20 protein-coding genes and 1 tRNA gene are annotated in these 22,012 nt (G+C 33.8%); 11 read left to right on the top strand and 10 right to left on the bottom strand.

Annotation, left to right across the window (positions count from 1 at the left end; genetic code table 11):
* Positions 1-5: 5 nt before the first annotated feature.
* A complete protein-coding gene (locus AC13CQ_RS08485) occupies positions 6-1,262 on the bottom strand; it encodes a type IX secretion system plug protein (RefSeq protein ID WP_040879599.1) in 1,257 nt (418 codons plus the stop codon).
* Between the two features lie 159 nt (positions 1,263-1,421).
* On the opposite strand from AC13CQ_RS08485, the gene AC13CQ_RS08480 reads away from it, so the two are divergent.
* The 6 genes from AC13CQ_RS08480 to nqrF are packed head-to-tail and all read left to right on the top strand — an operon-like array spanning position 1,422 to position 7,344.
* Positions 1,422-2,765: a Na(+)-translocating NADH-quinone reductase subunit A gene (locus AC13CQ_RS08480; protein WP_456865250.1), complete on the top strand. Its 1,344-nt coding sequence runs from the start codon at positions 1,422-1,424 to the stop codon at positions 2,763-2,765.
* 12 nt (positions 2,766-2,777) lie between these two features.
* Positions 2,778-3,935 (top strand): NADH:ubiquinone reductase (Na(+)-transporting) subunit B, encoded by a 1,158-nt coding sequence (locus AC13CQ_RS08475; RefSeq protein ID WP_008612181.1) that lies wholly within the window; start codon positions 2,778-2,780, stop codon positions 3,933-3,935.
* Positions 3,936-3,937: 2 nt separating this feature from the next.
* The gene (locus AC13CQ_RS08470) at positions 3,938-4,660 is read left to right on the top strand and encodes a Na(+)-translocating NADH-quinone reductase subunit C (protein ID WP_335588951.1); all 723 of its coding nucleotides are present in this window, start codon (positions 3,938-3,940) and stop codon (positions 4,658-4,660) included.
* 6 nt (positions 4,661-4,666) lie between these two features.
* Positions 4,667-5,389, top strand: a complete 723-nt coding sequence (locus AC13CQ_RS08465; protein WP_008612183.1) for an NADH:ubiquinone reductase (Na(+)-transporting) subunit D — start codon at positions 4,667-4,669, stop codon at positions 5,387-5,389.
* 25 nt (positions 5,390-5,414) lie between these two features.
* Positions 5,415-6,029 carry an NADH:ubiquinone reductase (Na(+)-transporting) subunit E gene (nqrE, locus tag AC13CQ_RS08460; protein WP_008612184.1) on the top strand — a complete coding sequence of 205 codons (615 nt, stop codon included), beginning with the start codon at positions 5,415-5,417 and terminating at the stop codon, positions 6,027-6,029.
* Positions 6,030-6,051: 22 nt separating this feature from the next.
* Positions 6,052-7,344 (top strand): NADH:ubiquinone reductase (Na(+)-transporting) subunit F, encoded by a 1,293-nt coding sequence (gene nqrF / locus AC13CQ_RS08455; RefSeq protein WP_008612185.1) that lies wholly within the window; start codon positions 6,052-6,054, stop codon positions 7,342-7,344.
* A 318-nt stretch (positions 7,345-7,662) separates the two neighbouring features.
* On the opposite strand, the gene AC13CQ_RS08450 is transcribed toward nqrF, so the two are convergent.
* Positions 7,663-9,450 carry a vWA domain-containing protein gene (locus AC13CQ_RS08450; RefSeq protein ID WP_456865257.1) on the bottom strand — a complete coding sequence of 596 codons (1,788 nt, stop codon included), beginning with the start codon at positions 9,448-9,450 and terminating at the stop codon, positions 7,663-7,665.
* Between the two features lie 569 nt (positions 9,451-10,019).
* On the opposite strand from AC13CQ_RS08450, the gene AC13CQ_RS08445 reads away from it, so the two are divergent.
* Positions 10,020-10,379 (top strand): hypothetical protein, encoded by a 360-nt coding sequence (locus AC13CQ_RS08445; RefSeq protein ID WP_008612187.1) that lies wholly within the window; start codon positions 10,020-10,022, stop codon positions 10,377-10,379.
* Complete coding sequence (locus AC13CQ_RS08440; RefSeq protein ID WP_456865261.1) at positions 10,360-11,403, top strand: FAD:protein FMN transferase; 1,044 nt, start codon at positions 10,360-10,362, stop codon at positions 11,401-11,403. Before AC13CQ_RS08445 ends, AC13CQ_RS08440 begins: the two co-directional genes overlap by 20 nt.
* A 240-nt stretch (positions 11,404-11,643) precedes the next feature.
* On the opposite strand, the gene AC13CQ_RS08435 is transcribed toward AC13CQ_RS08440, so the two are convergent.
* From AC13CQ_RS08435 to AC13CQ_RS08410, 6 genes are all read right to left on the bottom strand, one after another.
* Positions 11,644-12,411 (bottom strand): class I SAM-dependent methyltransferase, encoded by a 768-nt coding sequence (locus AC13CQ_RS08435; protein WP_456865264.1) that lies wholly within the window; start codon positions 12,409-12,411, stop codon positions 11,644-11,646.
* A 7-nt stretch (positions 12,412-12,418) separates the two neighbouring features.
* On the bottom strand, positions 12,419-13,234 hold the full coding sequence (gene map, locus AC13CQ_RS08430; RefSeq protein WP_456865267.1) for a type I methionyl aminopeptidase: 816 nt from the start codon (positions 13,232-13,234) through the stop codon (positions 12,419-12,421).
* A gap of 430 nt (positions 13,235-13,664) precedes the next feature.
* Positions 13,665-15,971 (bottom strand): M1 family metallopeptidase, encoded by a 2,307-nt coding sequence (locus AC13CQ_RS08425; protein ID WP_474507765.1) that lies wholly within the window; start codon positions 15,969-15,971, stop codon positions 13,665-13,667.
* A gap of 63 nt (positions 15,972-16,034) precedes the next feature.
* Positions 16,035-16,535: a DUF6702 family protein gene (locus AC13CQ_RS08420; RefSeq protein WP_335588666.1), complete on the bottom strand. Its 501-nt coding sequence runs from the start codon at positions 16,533-16,535 to the stop codon at positions 16,035-16,037.
* Between the two features lie 222 nt (positions 16,536-16,757).
* Complete coding sequence (locus AC13CQ_RS08415; RefSeq protein ID WP_335588665.1) at positions 16,758-17,444, bottom strand: carboxypeptidase-like regulatory domain-containing protein; 687 nt, start codon at positions 17,442-17,444, stop codon at positions 16,758-16,760.
* Between the two features lie 61 nt (positions 17,445-17,505).
* Positions 17,506-18,249, bottom strand: a complete 744-nt coding sequence (locus tag AC13CQ_RS08410) for a carboxypeptidase-like regulatory domain-containing protein (protein WP_008612197.1) — start codon at positions 18,247-18,249, stop codon at positions 17,506-17,508.
* Between the two features lie 626 nt (positions 18,250-18,875).
* Between AC13CQ_RS08410 and pepE the strand changes: the two genes are divergently transcribed.
* Positions 18,876-19,577 carry a dipeptidase PepE gene (gene pepE / locus AC13CQ_RS08405; RefSeq protein ID WP_456865277.1) on the top strand — a complete coding sequence of 234 codons (702 nt, stop codon included), beginning with the start codon at positions 18,876-18,878 and terminating at the stop codon, positions 19,575-19,577.
* 21 nt (positions 19,578-19,598) lie between these two features.
* Here the strand turns inward: pepE and rluF are convergent, their stop codons facing one another.
* Positions 19,599-20,330, bottom strand: a complete 732-nt coding sequence (rluF, locus tag AC13CQ_RS08400) for a 23S rRNA pseudouridine(2604) synthase RluF (protein ID WP_335588663.1) — start codon at positions 20,328-20,330, stop codon at positions 19,599-19,601.
* 58 nt (positions 20,331-20,388) lie between these two features.
* Positions 20,389-20,461, bottom strand: a tRNA-Gly gene (locus AC13CQ_RS08395).
* 199 nt (positions 20,462-20,660) lie between these two features.
* On the opposite strand from AC13CQ_RS08395, the gene AC13CQ_RS08390 reads away from it, so the two are divergent.
* Complete coding sequence (locus tag AC13CQ_RS08390; RefSeq protein WP_335588662.1) at positions 20,661-20,948, top strand: GNAT family N-acetyltransferase; 288 nt, start codon at positions 20,661-20,663, stop codon at positions 20,946-20,948.
* Positions 20,949-20,959: 11 nt separating this feature from the next.
* Positions 20,960-21,397, top strand: coding sequence for a GNAT family N-acetyltransferase (locus AC13CQ_RS08385; RefSeq protein WP_456865282.1), 438 nt, complete (start codon positions 20,960-20,962; stop codon positions 21,395-21,397).
* Positions 21,398-22,012 lie beyond the last annotated feature (615 nt).

Below are 22,012 nucleotides of genomic sequence, written 5' to 3'. Positions count from 1 at the left end.
TTTTCTTAATTGGAGATATTTACAGAGGAGGCACTTCCAACCCCAATTAGGCTGTCGTAATTATCTCCAAAGTCTCTATAGTAAACTAAAATAGTGTAATTGTTTTCTGTTTCCCAGAAGCTACCGCTTATAAAATTGAAATCTACAATTCCTTTTTCGTTAACTTTTACAAATTTATAATTGTAAAAACCTTGTTTTAGTAAAATAGCAGTATTAAGGGTGTTTGTTTTATCGTTTAATTTGAGTCGGTTTTCTTCTGTTAATTGGTAGTTATTAAATTTTCCGTATACATAAATATTGTCTAGCCCTATGGCGTTAGTATAAGCTAGGCTAAAGCGAACAAATGAATAATCTGCTTCTCTGTCAACATTCTGTTCAACACCATCAATGGTTCTTATGTAAAAATCTCCATTGATATCTGGATTGTAGGTGTAAGCCTTGTCTTTTCTAGATTCGTTGGTGTATAGGTAATGATTGTATCTATTAGTTAGATCTACTCTTGCAATGGCATTACTAGAAACACGAATTTCCTTAGTGTCGAACCAAAAATATTCATTCCCACCTTCAAAAGAAGTCTCTTTGTCGTATTTGTAAATAAGTTGGTTCCCCGACATAAATTGGGGTTTAATACCAGAAATAATATAGTTGAAGTTGCTGTTTTGAAGAATTGCAATTTTTACTTCTTGTTGCGGATTTATGAGTTCGAAATCTGGATGATTAATTGTGAATTGCAAGCGCTGAAGCTTGTCAATATTTTTCATGTCTCGAGAACGTTTAACAACCGTGCCAACGCCAACAGCATCTTTATAGACCAAAAAGCGCCTAGAGAAAATGAGGTCTCCTTTGTTGTCTTTTACTTTTAGAATGTAATTACCAGTAACGCGTAATTTTGTTTGCTGATTTGGAAGTGTGAGTTGGTAATTAGTATAGGGTTGAATGGTGGCAAGAGAATTTTCATAATTCATAATTCTTTGGTTATCAACACCAGTTAGGAATTGCGATTTCAATAATTTGGAAGGAGTCCAGTTGTAATTGCAATGTTCAATTTCATAATAATAATCTTTTTCATCAGCATATAAATCGTCAAAAGAGAGCGTCATTTTTTCGCCAATTTTAACAATAGGAAATTGGTCTCCTTCTTTGTCCGATTTAAATACAATCGACTTTATGTTTTCGGGCGGAGGAACTTCGTTTTGAATTTGAGAAAAAGAGAAGTTACTCAGGAGTAATATGGTAACGAAAAGGTTGTAGTTGAGCTTCATCAGCAAAAAATATTTTGGGATAAATATACGCAAAATACATTCTGGATTGATTTCAGGTAAATTCACTTTGAAAAATATAGGTTTTTATTATGCGAACTCTGTTTTAATTATTAAATTTGCACGAATTTTTGAGTTAACTAATTTCATTAGATAGATAGCATGTCAAACGACATTAAGATTAGAAAAGGCTTAGATATTAAGCTAAAGGGTGAAGCAGAAAAATTGGTTTCTGACGCGCCAAGATCTAAAAACTTCGCTATTAAGCCAACTGATTTTCATGGTGTTATGCCTAAAATGATAATCAAGGAAGGTGAGTCTGTAAAAGCCGGAGATATTATTTTTTATTCTAAGTACAAAGAGCAGGTGAAGTTTGTTTCGCCAGTTAGTGGTACATTGAAGGAAATTAAGCGCGGTGCAAAGCGAAGAATTTTAGAGGTTGTCATTGAAGCTGATACAACTGATACGTACAAAGAGTTTGGTCAGAAAGACGTAGAAACTATGTCTGGAGACGAGGTAAAACAGCATTTGCTAGAAAGCGGATGTTGGCCTTTTATCAAGCAGAGGCCTTATGATATTATAGCAGACCCAGAGGATGCGCCTAAAGCAATTTTTATTTCAGGAATGGCAACAGCGCCGTTGGCTGCAGATGTTGAATTTGCATTAGGAAAGCGTAAAGAAGATTTCCAGTTAGGGTTAAATGCAATATCAAAACTTACCTCAGGAAAAACCCATCTTTCCATAGATAAAAGATCGGCTTCGTTTTTTAATGAAGTAAAAGGTGTACAGATTCATAAAGTTTCTGGACCGCATCCAGCAGGAAATGTAGGAGTGCAAATACATCATATAGATCCTGTAAATGCTGGAGAGCGTGTTTGGGTTGTAAATCCAGAAGATGTAGCAATTATTGGTTCTTTATTTAGAACTGGTAAGTTTGATGCAACTCGTGTTGTAGCAGTTGCTGGAACTGAGGCACCAAAAGCACAGTATTTTAGATTTAAAATCGGTTCTAATGTAAAAGACATTTTAGGGCAATTGCCAGCAAATGTTAGAATTATTAGTGGAGATGTGCTTACTGGAGATAAAATTGCTAATGATGGTTTTGTTAGCTATTACAGTTCTACAATTTCTTTGATTCCTGAAGGAAATGAATATAGAATGCTAGGATGGTTGCCGTTTAAAGACAACAATATTCCAAGTATGTCTAGAACTTCGTTATCATGGTTGTTCCCTAACAAAAAACACAAAGTAGACACTAATTTGAATGGTGAAGAAAGAGCTTTGGTTGTTACTGGGGAAATGGAAAAAGTATTGCCAATGGATGTATATCCAATGCAACTTCTAAAAGAATGTATGGCGCAGAATATTGAAAAAATGGAAAGCTTAGGGATTTACGAAGTAGCTCCGGAAGATTTTGCATTAATAGACTACGTTAATACTTCTAAGCTTGAAGCTCAAGTTATTCTTAGAGAAGCTTTAGATGTAATGATAAAAGAAGTTGGGTAAATAAAAGAAGATATGAGCGCTTTAAGAAATAAATTAGATCAGCTAAAAAAACCTTTTAATAAAGGAGAGAAGTGGGAGAAATTTGCTCCTGCTTTTAATGCATTCGATACCTTTTTGTATGTGCCTAATCACACCACAAAAAAAGGAGCACATATTCGAGATGCAGTAGATTTAAAGAGAACAATGATTACCGTAGTTATTGCTTTATTACCAGCTTTATTCTACGGAATTTATAATGCAGGTTTTCAACATTACTCTCAGTTAGGAGAAGCATTTACTTTTTGGGATGCTTTTGCACATGGAGCATGGAAAATATTGCCAATGGTTGCGGTTTCCTATATTGTTGGTTTAGGTATTGAATTTGTATTTGCAATATATAGAGGACATGAAGTAAACGAAGGGTATTTAGTTACAGGGTTATTAATTCCAATGATTATGCCAGTAGATATTCCATTATGGATGGTGGCAGTATCTGTAGCTTTTGCCGTTTTAATTGGAAAAGAAGCCTTTGGAGGAACTGGGATGAATATTCTAAATCCTGCGCTTACTGCAAGAGCATTTGCATTTTTTGCATATCCTACTTTTATGTCTGGGAATAAAGTATGGGTTTCTGATGCTACACACATCGATGCCATTTCTGGAGAAACAATTTTAGGAACTCTAGCAGCAGGAAAAGAAGTTACTTATGATGCTTGGACAATGTTTTCAGGAGCAATTCCAGGATCTATAGGAGAAACATCTACTTTATGGATTGTAATTGGTGCTGCTATTTTAATCCTTACTGGTATTGGTAGTTGGAGAATTATGGCAGGAGGTTTAATAGGAGGTGCATTTATGGGCTTTTTATTCAACTTGTGGAGTGCAAACGATTTAATGGCTTTTCCATGGTATCAACAATTATTAGTTGGTGGATTTGCTTTCGGACTCGTATTTATGGCTACAGATCCAGTATCTGCAGCACAAACACAAAAAGGGAAATGGATATATGGAATCTTAATCGGTATTTTCTGTATTATGATACGTGTATTTAACCCAGCTTATCCAGAAGGAGTAATGCTTGCTATTTTATTAATGAATGTATTTGCACCGACAATAGATCATTATGTAATTCAGTCAAGTGTTAAAAGAAGAAAGAAACGTTTATCTACCGCTACGGTTAAATCTGCTTAATTATGAATAGAGATAGTAACGCATATACTTTTATATTCGCTGGAATAATGGTTGTTATTGTGGCATCGGCTTTGGCCTTTGCAGCAACTTCATTGCAACCTATTCAGGCTAAAAATATAAAAATCGAAAAGATGCAAAACATTCTTGCTACTATTGGTATCGAAGCTTCAAAAGAAGAAGCGGAAGAAACATACCATAAGTATATAAAAGAAGAAATTGCTTTAGATAACAATGGAGAGGTAAAAACAGATGTAAAAGCATTTGATGTTGACCTAGCCAAAGAACTTAAAAAGGATGTTGAAAAACAACGTTTTCCTTTGTATGTAGCAGATGTTGAAGGAAAGAAATTCTATGTAATTCCATTACGTGGAGCTGGACTTTGGGATGCTATTTGGGGGTATGTTTCATTAGAAGATGATATCAATACCGTAAAAGGAGCTGTTTTTGATCATAAAGGAGAAACTCCTGGTCTTGGAGCTGAAATTACACAAGCTTGGTTTCAACAACGATTTGAAGAAGAAAAAATATTTGACGAATCAGGGGATTTTGTAGGAATTACAGTTCAGAAAGGATATTCTGGAGGAAGTAATAAGGATGATAATGCTGTAGATGCTATTTCTGGAGCTACCATTACTGGAGACGGTGTTACTAAAATGATACACGACCGATTGGAATTTTATCTTTCTTACTTAAAGAAACAAAATACTAAAGTAGCTTTAAAATAATATATGATGGCCGATACTAAAAACAAAAAAGAGAAATCACCAGTGGTGCTTTTTGTTGCTGAAGAAAAAGAGCCACTTTTCTCTAAGAAAAATAGAAAGTTATTATCTGATCCTTTAAATGATAATAACCCAATTACTGTTCAGGTACTAGGTATATGTTCTGCATTAGCAATTACTGTTCAGTTAAAACCTTCTATCGTAATGGCAATTGCCGTTATGGTTGTAATGGCAGCTAGTAACGTAATAGTTTCTTTAATTAGAAATTTAATTCCTAACCGTATTCGTATTATTGTACAGTTAGTTATTGTTGCAGCTTTAGTAATTTTAGTTAACGAGGTGCTTAAAGCCTATGCTTATGATGTTAGTAAAGAGTTGTCGGTTTTTGTCGGACTTATTATTACTAACTGTATTGTAATGGGGCGTTTAGAAGCTTTTGCACTTGGAAATGGTCCTTGGAAATCTTTCTTAGATGGAATAGGAAATGCTGCGGGTTATGGATTAATCCTTGTTATTGTTGCTTTTTTCCGTGAATTGTTGGGTTCTGGTAAATTATTAGGATTTGAAGTTTTAGGACATAAAGGAGCTACGGTAGCAGAATCTACTGGATTGTATGCTATGGGGTATGAGAATAACGGATTGATGTTATTGTCTCCAGCAGCACTTCTTGTAGTAGGAGTTATTATCTGGATACAGCGTTCAAGAAATAGAGAACTAATCGAAAAAAATTAAGCAATAAGCTAAAAAACATTAAAAAATGGAATACGTAAACCTTTTTGTAAGAAGTATTTTTATAGAGAACATGATTTTTGCCTATTTCTTAGGGATGTGTTCTTACCTAGCGGTTTCTAAAACAGTTAAAACTGCAGTAGGTTTAGGAGCCGCTGTAATTTTTGTTTTAGCAATTACGGTGCCTATTAACTTCTTATTAGATAATTATTTATTAAAACCGGGTGCGTTAACTTGGTTAAGTCCAGAGTACGCAAACATCGATCTAAGCTTTTTGAGTTTTATCATGTTTATAGCCGTAATTGCATCAATGGTGCAATTGGTGGAAATGATAGTTGAAAAATTTGCACCTGCATTATACGGAGCTCTTGGTATTTTCTTACCGCTAATTGCTGTAAACTGTGCTATCCTTGGAGGTTCTTTATTTATGCAACAAAAAGATTTCGGAGGAGTTTCGGAAGCTTTTACTTATGGATTAGGATCTGGAATAGGTTGGTTCTTGGCAATTTTAGCTATTGCTTCAATTAGAGAGAAAATTACTTACTCAAATGTTCCTGCACCATTAAGAGGGTTAGGAATTACTTTTATCATAACAGGACTTATGGCTCTTGGGTTCATGAGTTTTATGGGAATCAAATTATAAATCTTATTAGTTAAATAGCAATATGGATTATTCAGTAATCATAGCAAGTTTAATAGTATTCTTAACACTAATATTTGTGTTGGTAATTATATTATTACTTGCCAAGGCAAAATTGGTGCCTTCTGGTCCTGTAACCTTAAAAATTAATGGTGAGAAAGATGTAGAAGTTTCTTCTGGAGGGACTTTATTGTCTACCTTAGGAAATAATAAAATATTTTTACCATCTGCTTGTGGAGGTGGTGGTACTTGTATTCAGTGTAAATGTATTGTAACCGAAGGTGGAGGACAAATGCTTCCTACGGAAGAGCCTCACTTTACACGTAAAGAAGCTGCTGAAGGGTGGCGTCTTGGATGTCAAGTAAAAGTAAAACAAGACATGGTTATCGAAGTGCCAGAAGAGGTATTCGGTATTAAAAAATGGGAAGCAGAAGTTGTTCGTAACTGGAACGTTGCTTCGTTTATTAAAGAGTTTGTCGTACGTATTCCAGAAGATATGGATTACCAAGCTGGAGGATATATTCAAATTGAAATACCACCAGTTGAAGTAAGTTATTCTGATATAGATATTACTGCACACCCTGAAGAGCATGACGATCCTAAGAAGTTTCAATTGGAATGGGATAAGTTTAATCTTTGGCCATTAACCATGAAAAACACAGAAACTGTAGAAAGAGCATATTCTATGGCTTCTTACCCTGCAGAAGGGAGAGATATTATGCTTAATGTACGTATTGCAACTCCACCATGGGATCGAAATAAAAACGGATGGATGGATGTAAATCCTGGAATAGCTTCTTCTTATATTTTCTCAAGAAAAGCAGGAGATAAAGTGGTTATTTCTGGACCTTATGGTGAATTCTTTATCAACCATAGTGAAGCAGAAATGCTTTATGTTGGTGGGGGAGCTGGAATGGCACCAATGCGTTCTCACTTATATCACTTATTCAAAACTTTAAAAACAGGAAGAAAAGTTACTTATTGGTACGGGGGACGTTCTAAAAGAGAACTTTTCTATATGGAGCACTTTAGAGAATTGGAGCGTGAGTTCCCTAACTTTAAGTACTATATTGCACTTTCTGAGCCTTTAGAAGAAGATAATTGGAAAGTAAAAGAAAGTTTAGATGGAGAAGGAGATGGTTTTGTAGGTTTTGTACACCAAGTGGTTATTAATAACTATTTAAACCACCATGAAGCTCCAGAAGATATAGAATTCTATTTCTGTGGACCTCCATTGATGAATAAAGCAGTTGAAAAAATGTGTGACGATTTTGGTGTTCCACCAGAGAATGTGCGTTTTGACGACTTCGGAGGATAAGCCTCTCATTGTTTATATACAATAGAACTAATGTTCTTTAAATATACAAACGGCTACTGAAACAGTAGCCGTTTTTGTTTTTCTAATTATTTTGCATCTTGTCTGATAAAAGTTAACGGAATTTATTAGACTCCACTTGTGCCAAGGTTTAAAAGAGTTTTTTTAAAATATATACCTTGCTATTAATAAAAATGAATAAAAATAGGAGTTTAATGATGTTGTTTCTTTAAATTGTTTATTTTGTGATAGTTAAGATTTGGTCTTTGTTCTTTTCTCTTAGAGCGAAGCGGTCTTGCATTTTTACTCGGACATTAATGATTATTTTGTATAACTCTTCATCAACCTGATAAATTCTGCTCTATACCCTTCTTCATCTCTCCCTTTATTAGCTTCTGCTAATTTTATAATTTCTTCTTTGGTAGCTCCGTTTAAATATTCAGAATCTCTTAAGAACATTCCCCACATAGCTACTGCTGCTGCAAAATTATAGTCAGTATTAGTTTTGGTAAAGGTATTTTTTACAACATGTACAATTTCCTTACTTGTGTCTTTGTCTGGTTCTTTGTATCTAAATCTTACCGTTAGTAATTCGTCATTGTAACCAGTTGAAGCTTTTGTTTTGGTGTATTTCAACGTGTCGATTTCCTTTAGGTACTTACTATCAACGCCTGTAGGGATAATTTCATACAATGCAGTAACTGTATGCCCACTTCCTAGTTCTCCAGCGTCTTTCTTATCGTCTTTAAAATCTTCATCATTTAGCAATCTGTTTTCATATCCTATTAATCGATATGCAGCTATTTCATTAGGATTGAATTCAACTTGTATTTTTACATCTTTGGCAATAGTGTATAGAGTTCCTCCAAATTCGGTTCCTAGTACACGTTGCGCTTCTTGCATAGTATCTATGTATGCGTAATTTCCGTTTCCTTTATCGGCTAAAATTTCCATTTTAGAATCCTTGTAATTTCCCATTCCAAATCCTAAACAAGTTAAGAACACCCCGCTTTTACGCTTTTCTTCAATGAGTTTCTCCATTTCTCTATCACTGGATGCTCCAATATTAAAATCGCCATCGGTGGCTAGAATAATTCTATTATTTCCATTTTTGATAAAATGCTCTTCAGCAGTTTTATACGCCAATTCTAAGCCAGCACCTCCAGCAGTAGAGCCTCCTGCTTCTAATTTGTCTAAGGCTTCTATGATTTTGGTTTTGTCTTTTCCAGAAGTTGGGGGTAATACAAGTCCTGATGCACTTGCGTAAACTACTATAGCTATCTTGTCTTCTTCTCGTAATTGATTTACTAAAAGTTTAAATGCAGATTTTAATAGAGGTAATTTGTTTTGAGAATTCATTGAACCCGATACATCAATTAAGAACACTAAATTAGAAGGAGGAATGTTTTCTGTTGGAATAACTTTTCCTTGGAGTCCTATTTTTACTAATTCATGTTGATTATTCCATGGCGCTTTGTTTAGAGAAGTTTCAATAGAAAATGGCTCTTCTCCTTTAGGTTGTTTATAATCATAAGAAAAATAATTAATCAATTCTTCAATTTTAATAGCATCTGTTGGGATTTCTTCGCCATTATTAATCATTCTACGCATATTGCTGTAAGAGGCCTTATCAACATCTATAGAAAAGGTAGAAAGGGGTTTGTAGTTTACCTGTAAGAAACCGTTTTCATCAATCTTTGCATAACTCTCGGTACTCTTTGGAATATGCATAGGAGGAGAAATCATTCTAGCATAACTTTGTTTCGTCAGCATTTGATTGTCTTCATATTCAGTTATAACAACTTCATCTAAAACTTGATTATCTGCTTCTAGTTTTACATTAATAACAGTATCATTTTTTGTCACCTTTATTTCTTTAGTTTTCATTCCTATAAAAGAAAAAACCAACGTATCATTTGTTTTAACTTGAATGCTATAGTCTCCGTTAAAATTTGTTTGAGTTCCTTCCGAAGAATTTTTAATAGTTATAATTACTCCCGGAAGTGCTGCTCCGTCGGTAGCATCTGTTACTTTTCCTGTAATGGTTTGTTCTTGTCCCGTTGTTGAGATAGTGGTTAAAAGGAGTATAAAAAGGTATATTGCTTTCATAATTTAAAGAATTACAGTTTTTTAGATGAAAATCAAGTATTGTGCCAAATGTTTTTATTCTTTAAAGGTGCATGCGAATCGTTTTCTAGTCTAGCCTATTTTAGGTGCTATAAATTTTAGCTACAGCTTCCTTCATAAATATGATTACTTTTTGTTGTTAAAGATAGTGGTAGTGTAAGGAAAGAGGGCGGAATATATATTTGTGAATTCTTGGAAAACAGTATTTTAATATGCTAATACTACTACACTTTTAAGTCGAAATTTATTTTTTTTGATATTATTTCAAGGACTGTTAAATGGAACAATACAGAAAGATTTATGTATTTTAGCGAAGTATTATAGAGTTACTAATTTAAATCTCTCAGTGAGGGTTTTATTACTTGATGTTCTACGTGGAAATGGATTAAATTATTCTCTTTTGAATACCTCGTAGGCTTGTCTCGGGATAGCTTATTTTTTCAGAGAGGTTTATTATTCGTTGAAAATGAATTGTATAGTGCTCTTATAATATTCGAGGGTTTATCTTGAAGTAGCTGATTTTATAAAACACAAAAAGTATTTTGATTAGTATGTCGGAAGAATTTACAGAACAAGAGCTTCATAATTTAGCGATGAATGTAGTTGGGAAGGACTTAGAAAAACAAGGATTCGAATTTATGTCGGTAAATAGTCAGTTAAAAAAGGATCCTCAATTTGTATGTTTAAAGAATAAGAAACTTCATTTTATAGTTGTAAAAGCTGTTTTGTACCCCGAAAATCCGCAGAAATACAATGTAACTTACATGGAAACTATGCGAGAGCATGCTTTAAAGTTTAAGGCTCGTACCTATTATGCAGGAGTAGGAATTGCTAATGCAATAAATTATGAAGCACCAATAGAAAAAGGAGAAAAATATATAATCAACTATAATGGAATCATTGAAATCTAAACATTACTTAATACTGTCTTTTGTAGTAAGTCTAATTTTTGTAAGCTGTTCTAGTACGGATAAAGAGGCTAATTTTAAAGTAGAGCAGGGCTATGCTTTGGGAACCACTTACACTATTAAGTATGAGGCAACAGACGAGGAGCAAAATTTAAAACCTTTGATAGAAGCTGTTTTTGATACTGTAAACATGTCTATGTCTACTTATTTACCAACTTCAGATATTTCAGCAATTAATAGGGGAGATTCTACTATTGCGGTGGATAAATATTTTAAAGAAGTTTATGTAACTGCCAAAGAGGTTTATAAAAAAACAGGAGGCTTTTTTGATCCTACAATTGGGGCTTTAGCAAATGCTTGGGGTTTTGGGCCAGAAATGGCTATAGACCATATGAAAAAGAGCGAAGTAGATAGCTTATTAGAGTTTACAGGTTTTGACAAGGTATATATGTCCGATGATCAAAGAGTTATAAAGAAAAATAAAAATATATATCTCGATTTTAATGCGCTTGCTAAGGGGTATACAATTGATTTGATAGGGAGGATGTTTGACCGAAATAAGGTTAAAAATTATTTAATTGAAGTAGGAGGAGAAATATTAACAAGAGGAAATAGTAAAACCACCAATAAAGTTAAGAATTGGGTTGTGGCCATAGACAGTCCAACTCAAGATACCGAACAAAGGGTGTTAATTGCAAAAGTGCAGTTAAAAGATAAGGCAATGGCAACTAGTGGGAACTACCGTAAGTTTAGAGTTGATGAAGAAACGGGAGAGCATTATGTACATATTATAAATCCACTTACTGGATATCCTCAAAAAAGTAATGTGTTAAGTGTATCGGTTGTTGCTCAAACATGTATGGTAGCAGACGCTTATGCAACAGCATTAATGGTAATGCCGTTGGATAAAGCCAAGGAACTTTTAAAGTCTACATCAGAAATTGATGCCTATATTATTAGTGCGGATAAAGATGGAGATTTGGTGGAATATAAAACAAAAGGTTTTCAAGAATTACTTCTTGATTAAGAAATAAATAATAAATGTCCGAGTAAAAATACAAGACCTCTTGCTATTAATAAAAATGAATAAAAAGAGGAGTTTAGTAATCTTGTTTCTTTAAGCTACTCATTTTGTAATAGTTAAAATTTAGTCTTTGTTCTTTTCTCTTGCAGCGAAGCGGTCTTGTATTTTTACTCAGAAATTAATTATATTAATTAATAAAAATACTGCCCTGAAACGAGCTGTTTCGGGGCATTTTTATTGAATTTATTTCCTACAAACAGGGAGGATTTCTTTAGGATTTAAGGCGTATTTTTTTACTTCTTCTGAAGTTAAATTAGTTTTGGCGTAATGAATTTCCTCTACTTCAAAACCAATCTTTCTAAGCTTGTCGAAATAATCTAAACCATAAACACGCACATGGTCATATTGACCAAAAATGGCTGCACGCTCTTTCCTGTCAATAATACTATCATCCTCAAAAGTTGTTGCTCTTTGAATGTCTTGAGGGATTTGAAAAATACCCCAGCCGCCTGGTTTCATAACTCTATAAAGCTCTTCCATGGCTTTTTTATCATCCTTAATGTGTTCCAATACATGATTGCAGAGAATAACATCATAAGTGTTATCTTCAAATGGAAGGTTGCAAATGTCGGCTTTTACATCAGCTAAGGGAGATTCTATATCGGTTGTAGTGTATTTAATATTATCAAGTTTTTTAAACCGATTGTAAAAGGCTTGCTCAGGAGCAAAATGTAAGAGTTTAATTGGTTTTGAAAAAAACTGAGTTTCTTTCTTTAAATAAAGCCATAGCAATCTATGTCGTTCTAAAGAGAGCGTTCCAGGTGCCAAAACATTATTGCGTTGCTGCCCATATCCATACGGTAAAAAAGATTTGTAACTTTTAGTATCGATTGGATCTGTATATGTATTTCCCTTGTAAAGCGCTACAATAAATGGACGTACCCAATAACTTATCTTTATTAGTAAAGGTCGGGGAACGGTATTTAAAAAGAATTTGAAAAGTTTTTTCAAAGGAAAATTATTCGGTTACTACGTTTTTAAATTCGTCTTCTTCATTGCTTGTAATTCCAAGCGCATCATACACGTATTTAAAGGTAGATAAGATTTCTGGCTTTCCATTAATTAAAGCAACATCATGCTCAAAGTGTGCACTTGGTTTCCCATCGGCAGTAACTATAGTCCACCCGTCTTTTAATTGTTTAATGCGCTGTGTTCCCATGTTAATCATAGGTTCTATGGCAACTACCATTCCGTCAACAAATTTTTTACCACGCCCTCGTTTTCCGTAGTTTGGCATTTCTGGATCTTCATGCATTTTCTTACCTAAACCATGGCCAACAAGTTCTCTAACTACGCCATACCCTTCTTTCTCACAAAAGTTTTGGATGGCAAAACCTACATCTCCTACACGATTTCCTATTTTAAACTCTCTAATTCCAACGTAAAGAGATTCTTTAGTAATAGTTAGTAGTTTTTTAGTTTCTGGAGCTACTTCTCCAATTTCAAAAGTATAGGCATGATCTCCGTAGAAACCATTCTTTAATGCACCACAATCTACCGAAACAATATCGCCTTCTTTTAACGGAACATCTGTTGGGAGTCCGTGAACAACTGCTTCGTTTGTACTTGTAAGTAGGGTAGAAGGGCAGCCGTATAAGCCTAAAAATCCAGGTTCGGCTCCTTGATCTCTAATATATTCTTCCGCTATTTTATCTAAATGCTTTGTTGTAACACCTGGCTTTATTTCCTTTGCTAACATTCCTAATGTTTTAGAAACGATAAGGGCACTTTCTCTCATTAATTCAATCTGCTCGAGTGTTTTTATTTTAATCATGTTTCGTTTATTTAAACTGAAAATTATTTTCTGAATTATAATCCTTTTTAGAGGATTAATGTTGGTTTGTAAAATACCCGCAGTTTGCCTAGAGGGAGTTGATTCTTACAACCAAGATGCAAAAATAGTTATTATTTTTTGTTTTGATTACTAGTAAGGTTAGAAACCCATATTGTTTTGCTGTAAAGCTGTAAATCTGAGAAGGTGTTAAGCTGTGAAGTATAGAATTAGCAAATTTTCAAAGTTACCTAATAATGGATACTTTTCCTTTGACTTCTTATTCCTTTAATCATGCTCATCTTACCAGCCTACTATCTTATCAATTTAACGATTCAACAACTTAACTTTTTGTGATACATACTTTTACGTACAACAAAAAAACCGCCTCACTTTAATAGATGAGGCGGTTTTTTATTATTGAAGAAAATAATTAATCCTGAACTTTCTTCTTGAATTTATCGAAATCGGAATCGCCAGTTTGTTTTGGCCAAGAATTATTCTCGGTATCAATATCGGCAGTTTCTGCTTTAGGGTCCACTACAATACTTGTAATTTCTTTATCCGTAGCAATAACTTTTTTCACCTCTTTGTCATTTTTTCTCCAAACCTCTACAGGGTATGTAATTGTATTTGTACTACCGTCTTTGTAAGTATATTCAACAATTAAAGGCATTGGAATTCCACCTGGTTTGTTAAAAGTAACTTCGTAGAAATACTTTGGAGCTTCCATATTACTTCTTTCGGCAGGAGAGAAGTTATCCTTTAAGTACTCGTTTACAGATTTAAAGTTCTCTTGCTCAGATTTTTTAGAAACTTCATTTTTATAATCATCGCTATCTTCAGCAACAAGGTATACTAAATCTGGAAGTTCAGATTCTGCCATACCTCTCTGTTCTAGTATTTCTCTAACTCGTGCATTTGGTGTTGAAGAAACATAGTATTTTTTAACGTTTTGAACTCCTATATCCACATAGTCGGTTGTATAAAACCATCCTCTCCAGTACCAATCTAAATCTACTGCCGAAGCATCTTCCATAGTTCTGAAGAAATCTTCTGGAGTAGGGTGTTTAAACATCCAACGCTGTGCATATGTTTGGAAAGCGTAATCAAATAATTCTGGTCCCATTACAGTTTCTCTAAGAATATTTAATGCAGTTGCAGGCTTTCCATAGGCATTTGCTCCTAATTGGAATACATTTTCTGGGTTGGACATAATTGGAGCAATAAAATCTTGATCTCCTTTCATATAGTCTACAATTTTAGAAGGCTCTCCTCTACGAGAAGGGTATTTTCCATCTGGACCAACTGCTTCAGGATAATTTATAGCAAATTGTTGCTCTGTTAAATACTGACAAAAAGTATTAATTCCTTCGTCCATCCATCCCCATTGGCGCTCATCTGAATTTACAATCATAGGGAAGTAGTTATGTCCAACTTCATGAATAATTACACTTATCATTCCAAATTTCACACGGTCGCTATAAGTTCCATCTTCTTCTGGACGTCCATAATTCCAGCAAATCATAGGATATTCCATTCCTTGATTTTTAGCATGAACAGAAATTGCTTTAGGATAAGGATACGCAAAAGTATGCTTAGAATATGTTTTCAATGTTTGAACAACTGCTTTTGTAGAATACTCCTCCCAAAGTGGATTTCCTTCTTTAGAATAAATAGAAACAGCCATTACTGTTTTTCCATTTGTCATTTTTACTGCTTGTTGTTCCCAGATGTATTTTCTTGAAGTAGTAAAAGCAAAGTCACGAACGTTTTCTGCTTTTAGAGTCCATGTTTTTTTGTCTGTAGAATGTCCTTTTTCATTTTCTCTAGCCTCAGCTTCCGTAACGATGAAAACAGGTTTACTGTAAGATTTTTTTGCCTTTTCATATCGGTCGTACATATCGTCCGTAAGTACTTCCTTAGGATTTTGTAAAACTCCAGTTCCATCTAATATATGATCTGAAGGAACAGTAATGTTTACTTCATAGTTTCCAAAAGGCAATGCAAACTCTCCACTTCCCCAGAATTGGTGATTTTGCCATCCTTCTACGTCATTATAAACCGCCATTCTTGGAAAGAATTGAGCAATTACATAATTTTTATTTCCGTCAGGGAATTCTTCATAACCACTTCTTGCTCTATCTACAAGGTGATTGTTTACGTTGTACCACCATTTGATATTGAAAGAAAATTTATCCCCAGGAGCTAAAGGTTTATCAAGCTCAACACGCATCATAGTTTGGTTGATGGTGTATGGTAAGTTTTTACCTTTAGTATCTTTTACTTCTTGAATATTAAAACCACCGTCAAAAGGAGCTTTGTAATATTTACTAGCAAAAGAAGCAGTTTCTTCTGCTGGAGGAACTCCACCACCATCTCTTAAAGGCGATTTAGAGTCTTTTGCTCTAACATTTTGGTCTAATTGTACCCATAAAAACTCTAATTTATCTGGAGAGTTGTTTGTGTAGGTAATGGTTTCATGACCAGTTAATTTCTGGGTGTCGTCATTCAGTTCGATATCCATTTTATAATCCGCTTGTTGTTGATAGTAAGCAGGACCTGGAGCTCCCGAACCTGTACGGTACATGTTTGGAGTAGCAAACTCCTCGTACATTTGTCTAAATTTGTTTGTGTTTGTGTGGCCTTGTTCTCTCTCTTTCTTATCGTTTTCTTGTGCGAAAACTACACTAAAAGATAAGAAGCAGAAGCCTGCTAATAGGTACTTGAATTTGTGCATAGTTGTTTAGAAATGAATTAAGGGTTGGAAATTAAATAATTTGTCTTTTTTTAGCACTCGAAGTTACAATTTTAACATAGCTTTATCATTTTGTTTTATTAACATAAAGCTTTTTTTATGTTCTCCAGCAGTAATATGTACCACATTTTGTTGTTCTGGATAGATGTCAAATAGAACGCTACTTTGAATCCCTATGGATTCTATTCTCTTTAATTTTACCTTTGGAATCTCTAAATAGCATTTCATTACATCTACATCATATTCTTTACCGATAAAATTCCATTCCACTTCCTCTCCGTCAATAGAAATAATAAATTTATCATGAAGGTATTTCTCAATATAAAAGTCTATGTTTTTAAGTTCCTTTTTAGTTTTTAATGCTGCATTTATTCCATAGCGCTCCTTAAAAAGCTTTTCCATGTCATCTATAAAATAACGAGAAATAACTTGAATGGCTTGGTCTTCTTCAGCATAATTTACATCCGTAACACTGACGTAAAATTTATGATAAATACCAAAACTCATTAAGGGTAAAATTAAAAGAAGGATTATATATTTTTTCATGTAATTAATATGTTTTTTTTATGATGAAGTTTAATCCCTCATTGAGGGTTTAATTCCCCAAAGCCTGTACTGAGTTTACCGAAGTGCTCTGCATCGAAATGGGTTTAATTTGTTTCCTTTGAATACCTCGTAGGCTTGCCTCGAGGTAGTTGATTCTATTAAAGAGGGTTTAATCCTCCAAAGTCAGCCCAGAGTTTACCGAAAGCATTGCCTTGTGGTAGTTTACTCTAAATCATTTAAAACTCTAAAATCGTTACTCTTCGCCTTTAAGTATTCTAAAATGCTAAGAGGGTCCTCACTTTCAATAGTTTCAAAAGATGGATCGGTAGCGCAAAAGTACATAAACCGATCTATATAATCTTCAGGGATTTTTAAATCTTTAACATAAAATTCGATTTCAAAAAGTTCTTTAGTAGTTTCTATTTTTACTTCTTTTTTCTGAAGTTTTATCAGTTTTTTTATTTTCTTTATTTTTCCGTTTAAGGTATTGATGAGTAAGCTCAATGGACCACTTGATGCGGTGTAGAGCATTCGGTGCATATGGTCTTTTTTCTTTACAGTAGCATTTGGAAGGCCTAAACTTACAGCATTGATTACATTTTCAGCGGGATTGTTTTGTAGGTCTCGTGCTAAATTTCCAGATAAATTGTAGGGTGTGACCGTTACTGGGGCCAATTCGTTTATTTTTTCATCTAGCGTAACTTCTAAATACTTATTTTTCAGGACTTCCTCGGTAATAACTACAAACTTAATTTTATACTGTAGCGCAGAAAATACCAACGTATCATTAAACATTACGTTAATTTCAAAGTCTCCTTTTTGATTTGTAATTGTTGAAGTATTAGTAGTTTTATTCAGGATATAGATGCCCTCTACTTCAGAATTTATATTAATAATTTTTCCTTGCAAACTTGTTTTAAAAACTTGTCCGTTGGCTATGCTATATGCAAAAATAAAAAATATGTAGAGGTTATTTTTCAGAGGCTTTTAGTGCATTGAAATCTTTGCTTTGATCTACTAAAAAATCGATAAGCTCAAATTCGTGACTCCTTTTCATGAGGGTTTGAGAAGGTAATTTATCATCCACATAAAACAAAAATTCATCTATTTGGTCTTGAGGAATCTTTAAATCTGCTACAAAAAATTCGTCATCATAAACTTGGCGTAACACCTGACTCGGTAAAATTACTTTTTCTTCTCCCTGTTCTTTGTTAGATTTAAATAACGCTTTGTAAATGTTTACAAAATTAAGACCGTTAACCATCCCTCGCTGACTCACAGGAATTGCATAATTGGTAACCGCAGAAGACTTATCTGTAGTGTAATCTACTTGCTTAAATTCTTCGTTTTTTAATTCAATATAAGCTTGTCTATCTTCTGGAGTAATAATTACTTGATCAAGTTCGGTTACTTTTTCATTTACTTCCACTACCAAACGGTTATTATTTAAAATTTCCTTGGTAATTTCTACCGTTTTTAACTCGTAATTCATAGCAGTAAAAGCTAGTTTATCGCCTTCTTTTACCTTGATTTCGAATTCCCCTGCATCATTTGTAATTGTAGCTCTTTCTGTAGTAATGTTGATAACATTCTCATTAGGAACACTAGTGTTTCTGTAAAGTACTTTTCCTCTTAAAAGTACAGACTCTGCATCTTGAGAAAAAATAAAAATAGGACTTAAAATAAGTAGAAGTATAAGTAATTGCTTTTGCATTAGAGTGGTTTTGTTTAGTAAATAAATAATAAGTCGATTAAAAATAAAAGAAAGTCTTGATAATCTTTTGTTAAATCCCTCATTAAGGGTTTTATTCCCCAGAACCTGTCCTGAGTTTACCGAAGGGCTCTACGTCGAAATGGTTGATTCACATTTTAGATTTTTTTCAATTTAAAAGAACAACAAGCTCTATTTTATGGTTACATTACTATTACATAAATTTACGAAAAATATTGAAGAAAAACATTATGAAACCCTCCTGAAGGGATTTATTATAGTCAAAATATTCACTTCCACAAAAAGGAATGAATAAATTAAAGGCTTTTAAGAAGTAGAGAATTTTCCTTAATTCTATATTAGCCTTAAAGTAACTTTTTAATCATTAATGTCCGAGTAAAAATGCAAGACCGCTTCGCTATAAGAACAAAGAACAAATACTAAATCTTAACTATTATAAAATATGCAGTTTAAAGAAACAACATTACTGAAAACCCTCTTTTTATTCATTTTTATTAATAGCAAGGGGTCTATTTTGAGGATCTCATTTAAACCTTGATATAAATGGAAGCCGATAAATTCCGTTAATTTTTATCGGGCAACAATAATTTTAACTTAAATTTATTCAGATGAAAAATCTTTTAATAGCAAGTACATCTACCGTGCACGGGAGTAGCTATTTAGAATATATATTAGATGATTTAGCGGAGTTTTTTAAAGCTTCGGAAGAAATTATCTTTATTCCGTATGCACGCCCTGGCGGGATTTCTCATGATGATTATACAGCAATAGCTCAAAAAGGATTTGATGCTATAGGAAAACAAGTAACTGGAATACATACTTTTTCTGATCCAATAGAAGCCTTGAAAAATGCAAAAGCAGTTTTTACGGGTGGCGGAAATACATTTTTATTAGTTTCTCAACTGTATAAGCTAGATGTAATGCCAACATTAAGAGCGCGTATTTTTGAAGGAATGCATTATTTTGGAACTAGCGCAGGAGCAAATATTACGGGGCTTACCATGCAAACCACCAATGATATGCCTATTGTGTATCCACCTAGTTTTAAGACATTGGGTGCCATTCCTTTTAATATTAATCCGCATTATCTAGATCCCGACCCATCGAGTACTCATAAGGGTGAAACACGAGAAACCAGAATAAAAGAGTTTCATTCCATAAATACGCAGCCAGTAATAGGCCTTAGAGAGGGGAGTTGGTTAGAAGTAAAAAACGACCGCATAATTTTAAGAGGAAATCTACAAGCTAGAGTTTTTGAACAAAATAAACCTCCTTATGAAATTGAAAGCGGGAGTGAAGTGAGGTTTTAGTAGGGATAAAATATAAATTCATTAATCGCCATATGTTTTCTTAGATTCTTCCGTAAGGGTATTGATTTCTTTAAGTTCTTCTTTTGTAAGATAACGCCACTCTCCAACGGGAACGTCTAAGGAAACATTCATAATACGGATACGTTTTAGTGCCGTAACATTGTAGCCTAAGTACTCACACATTCTACGAATTTGGCGATTTAATCCCTGCGTTAATATGATTTTAAACGTATGCGAATCAATTTTTTCAACTTTACATTTTCGGGTAATCGTATCTAAAATTGGGATTCCATTACTCATCCGCTTTACAAAATCGTCGGTTACAAATTTGTCAACGGTAACTATATATTCTTTTTCGTGTTTGTTACGCCCACGTAAAATTTTATTTACAATATCCCCGTCGTTGGTAAGAAAAATAAGTCCTTCACTAGGTTTATCCAATCTCCCAATTGGAAAAATACGTTTAGGATAATTTATAAAATCAATAATATTATCTTTTTCCACACGTGTGTCTGTAGTACAAACAATCCCGATAGGTTTGTTAAAAGCGAGGTAAACAAAATCTTCTTTGGGTTCTGCAATAAGCTTTCCATCAACTCTAATCTCATCTTCAGCACTTACTTTGGTACCCATTTCTGGAATGGAGCCATTTACAGTAATTCGTCTTTGCTGAATGAGTTTATCGGCAGCACGGCGTGAGCAGTAACCTACTTCGCTTAAATATTTATTGATTCTTGTTAATTCCTTTTCCATTTCGCTTCAAAGGTACATATTTCCCATAAAAAAAGCCTAACGTTATGTTAGGCTTTAGAGCGGGAGACGAGGTTCGAACTCGCGACATTCAGCTTGGAAGGCTGACGCTCTACCAACTGAGCTACTCCCGCATTTATTTGTGGGGGCAAATATAAAGAAACTCTTAATTTGTTTCCAAAGAAAATCGTGATTATTTTTTTAATTATCCTTAAATACCTCAAATAAATTTAATCTCCTAAAGTTATTTTGAGGAGGTAAATGAGGTTGTAAATTATAGTTTTTCTATTTAAAGATTTATAGTACTTTTAATTGGTATAAAATTTTTTACAAATGGAATTAGAAATTAAGCATGAAGCGTCTGCAAGTAAAGGACGCTTTTATATGGAGAATAACAATAAGACTTTAGCAGAAATGACCTATTCGGTAGCGGGGAGTGATAAAATAATTATCGACCATACCGAGGTGGACGATTCTTTGCGTGGTCAAGGAGCGGGACATAAATTGTTGGAAGCATTGGTAACTTATGTTCGAAGTAATAATGTAAAAGTTATTCCGTTATGCCCATTTGCAAAAGCACAAATTGATAAAAATGAATCCTATCACGATATTCTAGTTTAAATAATAATATTTTGTATACCGTAAAAGAAATTAGTTCGGCAGAGGCACAAGCCGTACGTCATCCTGTTTTAAGAGAAGGGAAGCCATTGGAATCGGCTATTTTTCCTGATGATGATTTAAAAGATACTTTCCATGTGGGCGTTATTTATAAAGGAAAGCCTGTTGGAACTGTTACTTTAATAAAGAAAAATAATGAAAATTTTTCTGCTGAAAATCAATACCAACTTCGGGGAATGGCAGTATTGCAAGCACAGCAAAAAAAAGGTCTTGGTGCACTAATGGTTAAAAAAGCTGAAGCTTTATTGCTTGAAAGAGGGGGCGCTTTTATCTGGTTGAATGCCCGAGAAGTAGCGGTGTTGTTTTATGAAAAAATGGGATATGAAACTTATGGAGATTCTTTTGTTGTTCTAGGAATTGGACTACACTATTTAATGAAAAAATCTTTTTAATCCCTTATAGTGGATTTAATTCCCATGATGCCTGTCCTACTTTTATCGAAGGAGTTGCATCGATATAAGTAATGTTGTTCCTTTTGAGTATGTATCATGATTTTCAGCCACTAATCTCACAGATTTATGCCATTTCATTCCTTGAAGAGATATTCAGTAGGGCGATACAATAAAAAAAATATTAGTGAATCCGTGGCAATTTTTTATATGTTATAAATTTTAGCCACTAATACCACAGATTTATGCCATTTCATTCCTTGAAGAGATATTCAGTAGGGCGTATACAATGAAAAAAATATTAGTGAATCCGTGGCAATTTTTTTATACGTTATAAATTTCAGCCACAAATATCACAGATTTATGCATTTCATTCCTTGAAGAGATATTCAGTAGGGCGTATACAATGAAAAAATATTAGTGAATCCGTGGCAATTTTTTATATGTTATAAATTTTAGCCACTAATCTCACAGATTTATGCCATTTCATTCCTTGAAGAGATATTCAGTAGGGCGTATACAATGAAAAAAATATTAGTGAATCCGTGGCAATTTTTTTATACGTTATAAATTTCAGCCACAAATATCACAGATTTATGCCATTTCATTCCTTGAAGA

The sequence above is a fragment of the Galbibacter sp. L-19 genome (assembly GCF_056857615.1).
This window is presented reverse-complemented; position numbering and strand designations above follow the sequence as displayed.

Excerpts from the sequence above, each read along its gene's own strand:
- AC13CQ_RS08485 (WP_040879599.1), bottom strand. The coding sequence starts at position 1,262 with ATGAAGCTCAACTACAACCTTTTCGTTACCATATTACTCCTGAGTAAC.
- AC13CQ_RS08480 (WP_456865250.1), top strand. The coding sequence starts at position 1,422 with ATGTCAAACGACATTAAGATTAGAAAAGGCTTAGATATTAAGCTAAAG.
- AC13CQ_RS08475 (WP_008612181.1), top strand. The coding sequence starts at position 2,778 with ATGAGCGCTTTAAGAAATAAATTAGATCAGCTAAAAAAACCTTTTAAT.
- AC13CQ_RS08470 (WP_335588951.1), top strand. The coding sequence starts at position 3,938 with ATGAATAGAGATAGTAACGCATATACTTTTATATTCGCTGGAATAATG.
- AC13CQ_RS08465 (WP_008612183.1), top strand. The coding sequence starts at position 4,667 with ATGGCCGATACTAAAAACAAAAAAGAGAAATCACCAGTGGTGCTTTTT.
- nqrE (WP_008612184.1), top strand. The coding sequence starts at position 5,415 with ATGGAATACGTAAACCTTTTTGTAAGAAGTATTTTTATAGAGAACATG.
- nqrF (WP_008612185.1), top strand. The coding sequence starts at position 6,052 with ATGGATTATTCAGTAATCATAGCAAGTTTAATAGTATTCTTAACACTA.
- AC13CQ_RS08450 (WP_456865257.1), bottom strand. The coding sequence starts at position 9,450 with ATGAAAGCAATATACCTTTTTATACTCCTTTTAACCACTATCTCAACA.
- AC13CQ_RS08445 (WP_008612187.1), top strand. The coding sequence starts at position 10,020 with ATGTCGGAAGAATTTACAGAACAAGAGCTTCATAATTTAGCGATGAAT.
- AC13CQ_RS08440 (WP_456865261.1), top strand. The coding sequence starts at position 10,360 with ATGGAATCATTGAAATCTAAACATTACTTAATACTGTCTTTTGTAGTA.
- map (WP_456865267.1), bottom strand. The coding sequence starts at position 13,234 with ATGATTAAAATAAAAACACTCGAGCAGATTGAATTAATGAGAGAAAGT.
- AC13CQ_RS08425 (WP_474507765.1), bottom strand. The coding sequence starts at position 15,971 with ATGCACAAATTCAAGTACCTATTAGCAGGCTTCTGCTTCTTATCTTTT.
- AC13CQ_RS08420 (WP_335588666.1), bottom strand. The coding sequence starts at position 16,535 with ATGAAAAAATATATAATCCTTCTTTTAATTTTACCCTTAATGAGTTTT.
- AC13CQ_RS08410 (WP_008612197.1), bottom strand. The coding sequence starts at position 18,249 with ATGCAAAAGCAATTACTTATACTTCTACTTATTTTAAGTCCTATTTTT.
- pepE (WP_456865277.1), top strand. The coding sequence starts at position 18,876 with ATGAAAAATCTTTTAATAGCAAGTACATCTACCGTGCACGGGAGTAGC.
- rluF (WP_335588663.1), bottom strand. The coding sequence starts at position 20,330 with ATGGAAAAGGAATTAACAAGAATCAATAAATATTTAAGCGAAGTAGGT.
- AC13CQ_RS08390 (WP_335588662.1), top strand. The coding sequence starts at position 20,661 with ATGGAATTAGAAATTAAGCATGAAGCGTCTGCAAGTAAAGGACGCTTT.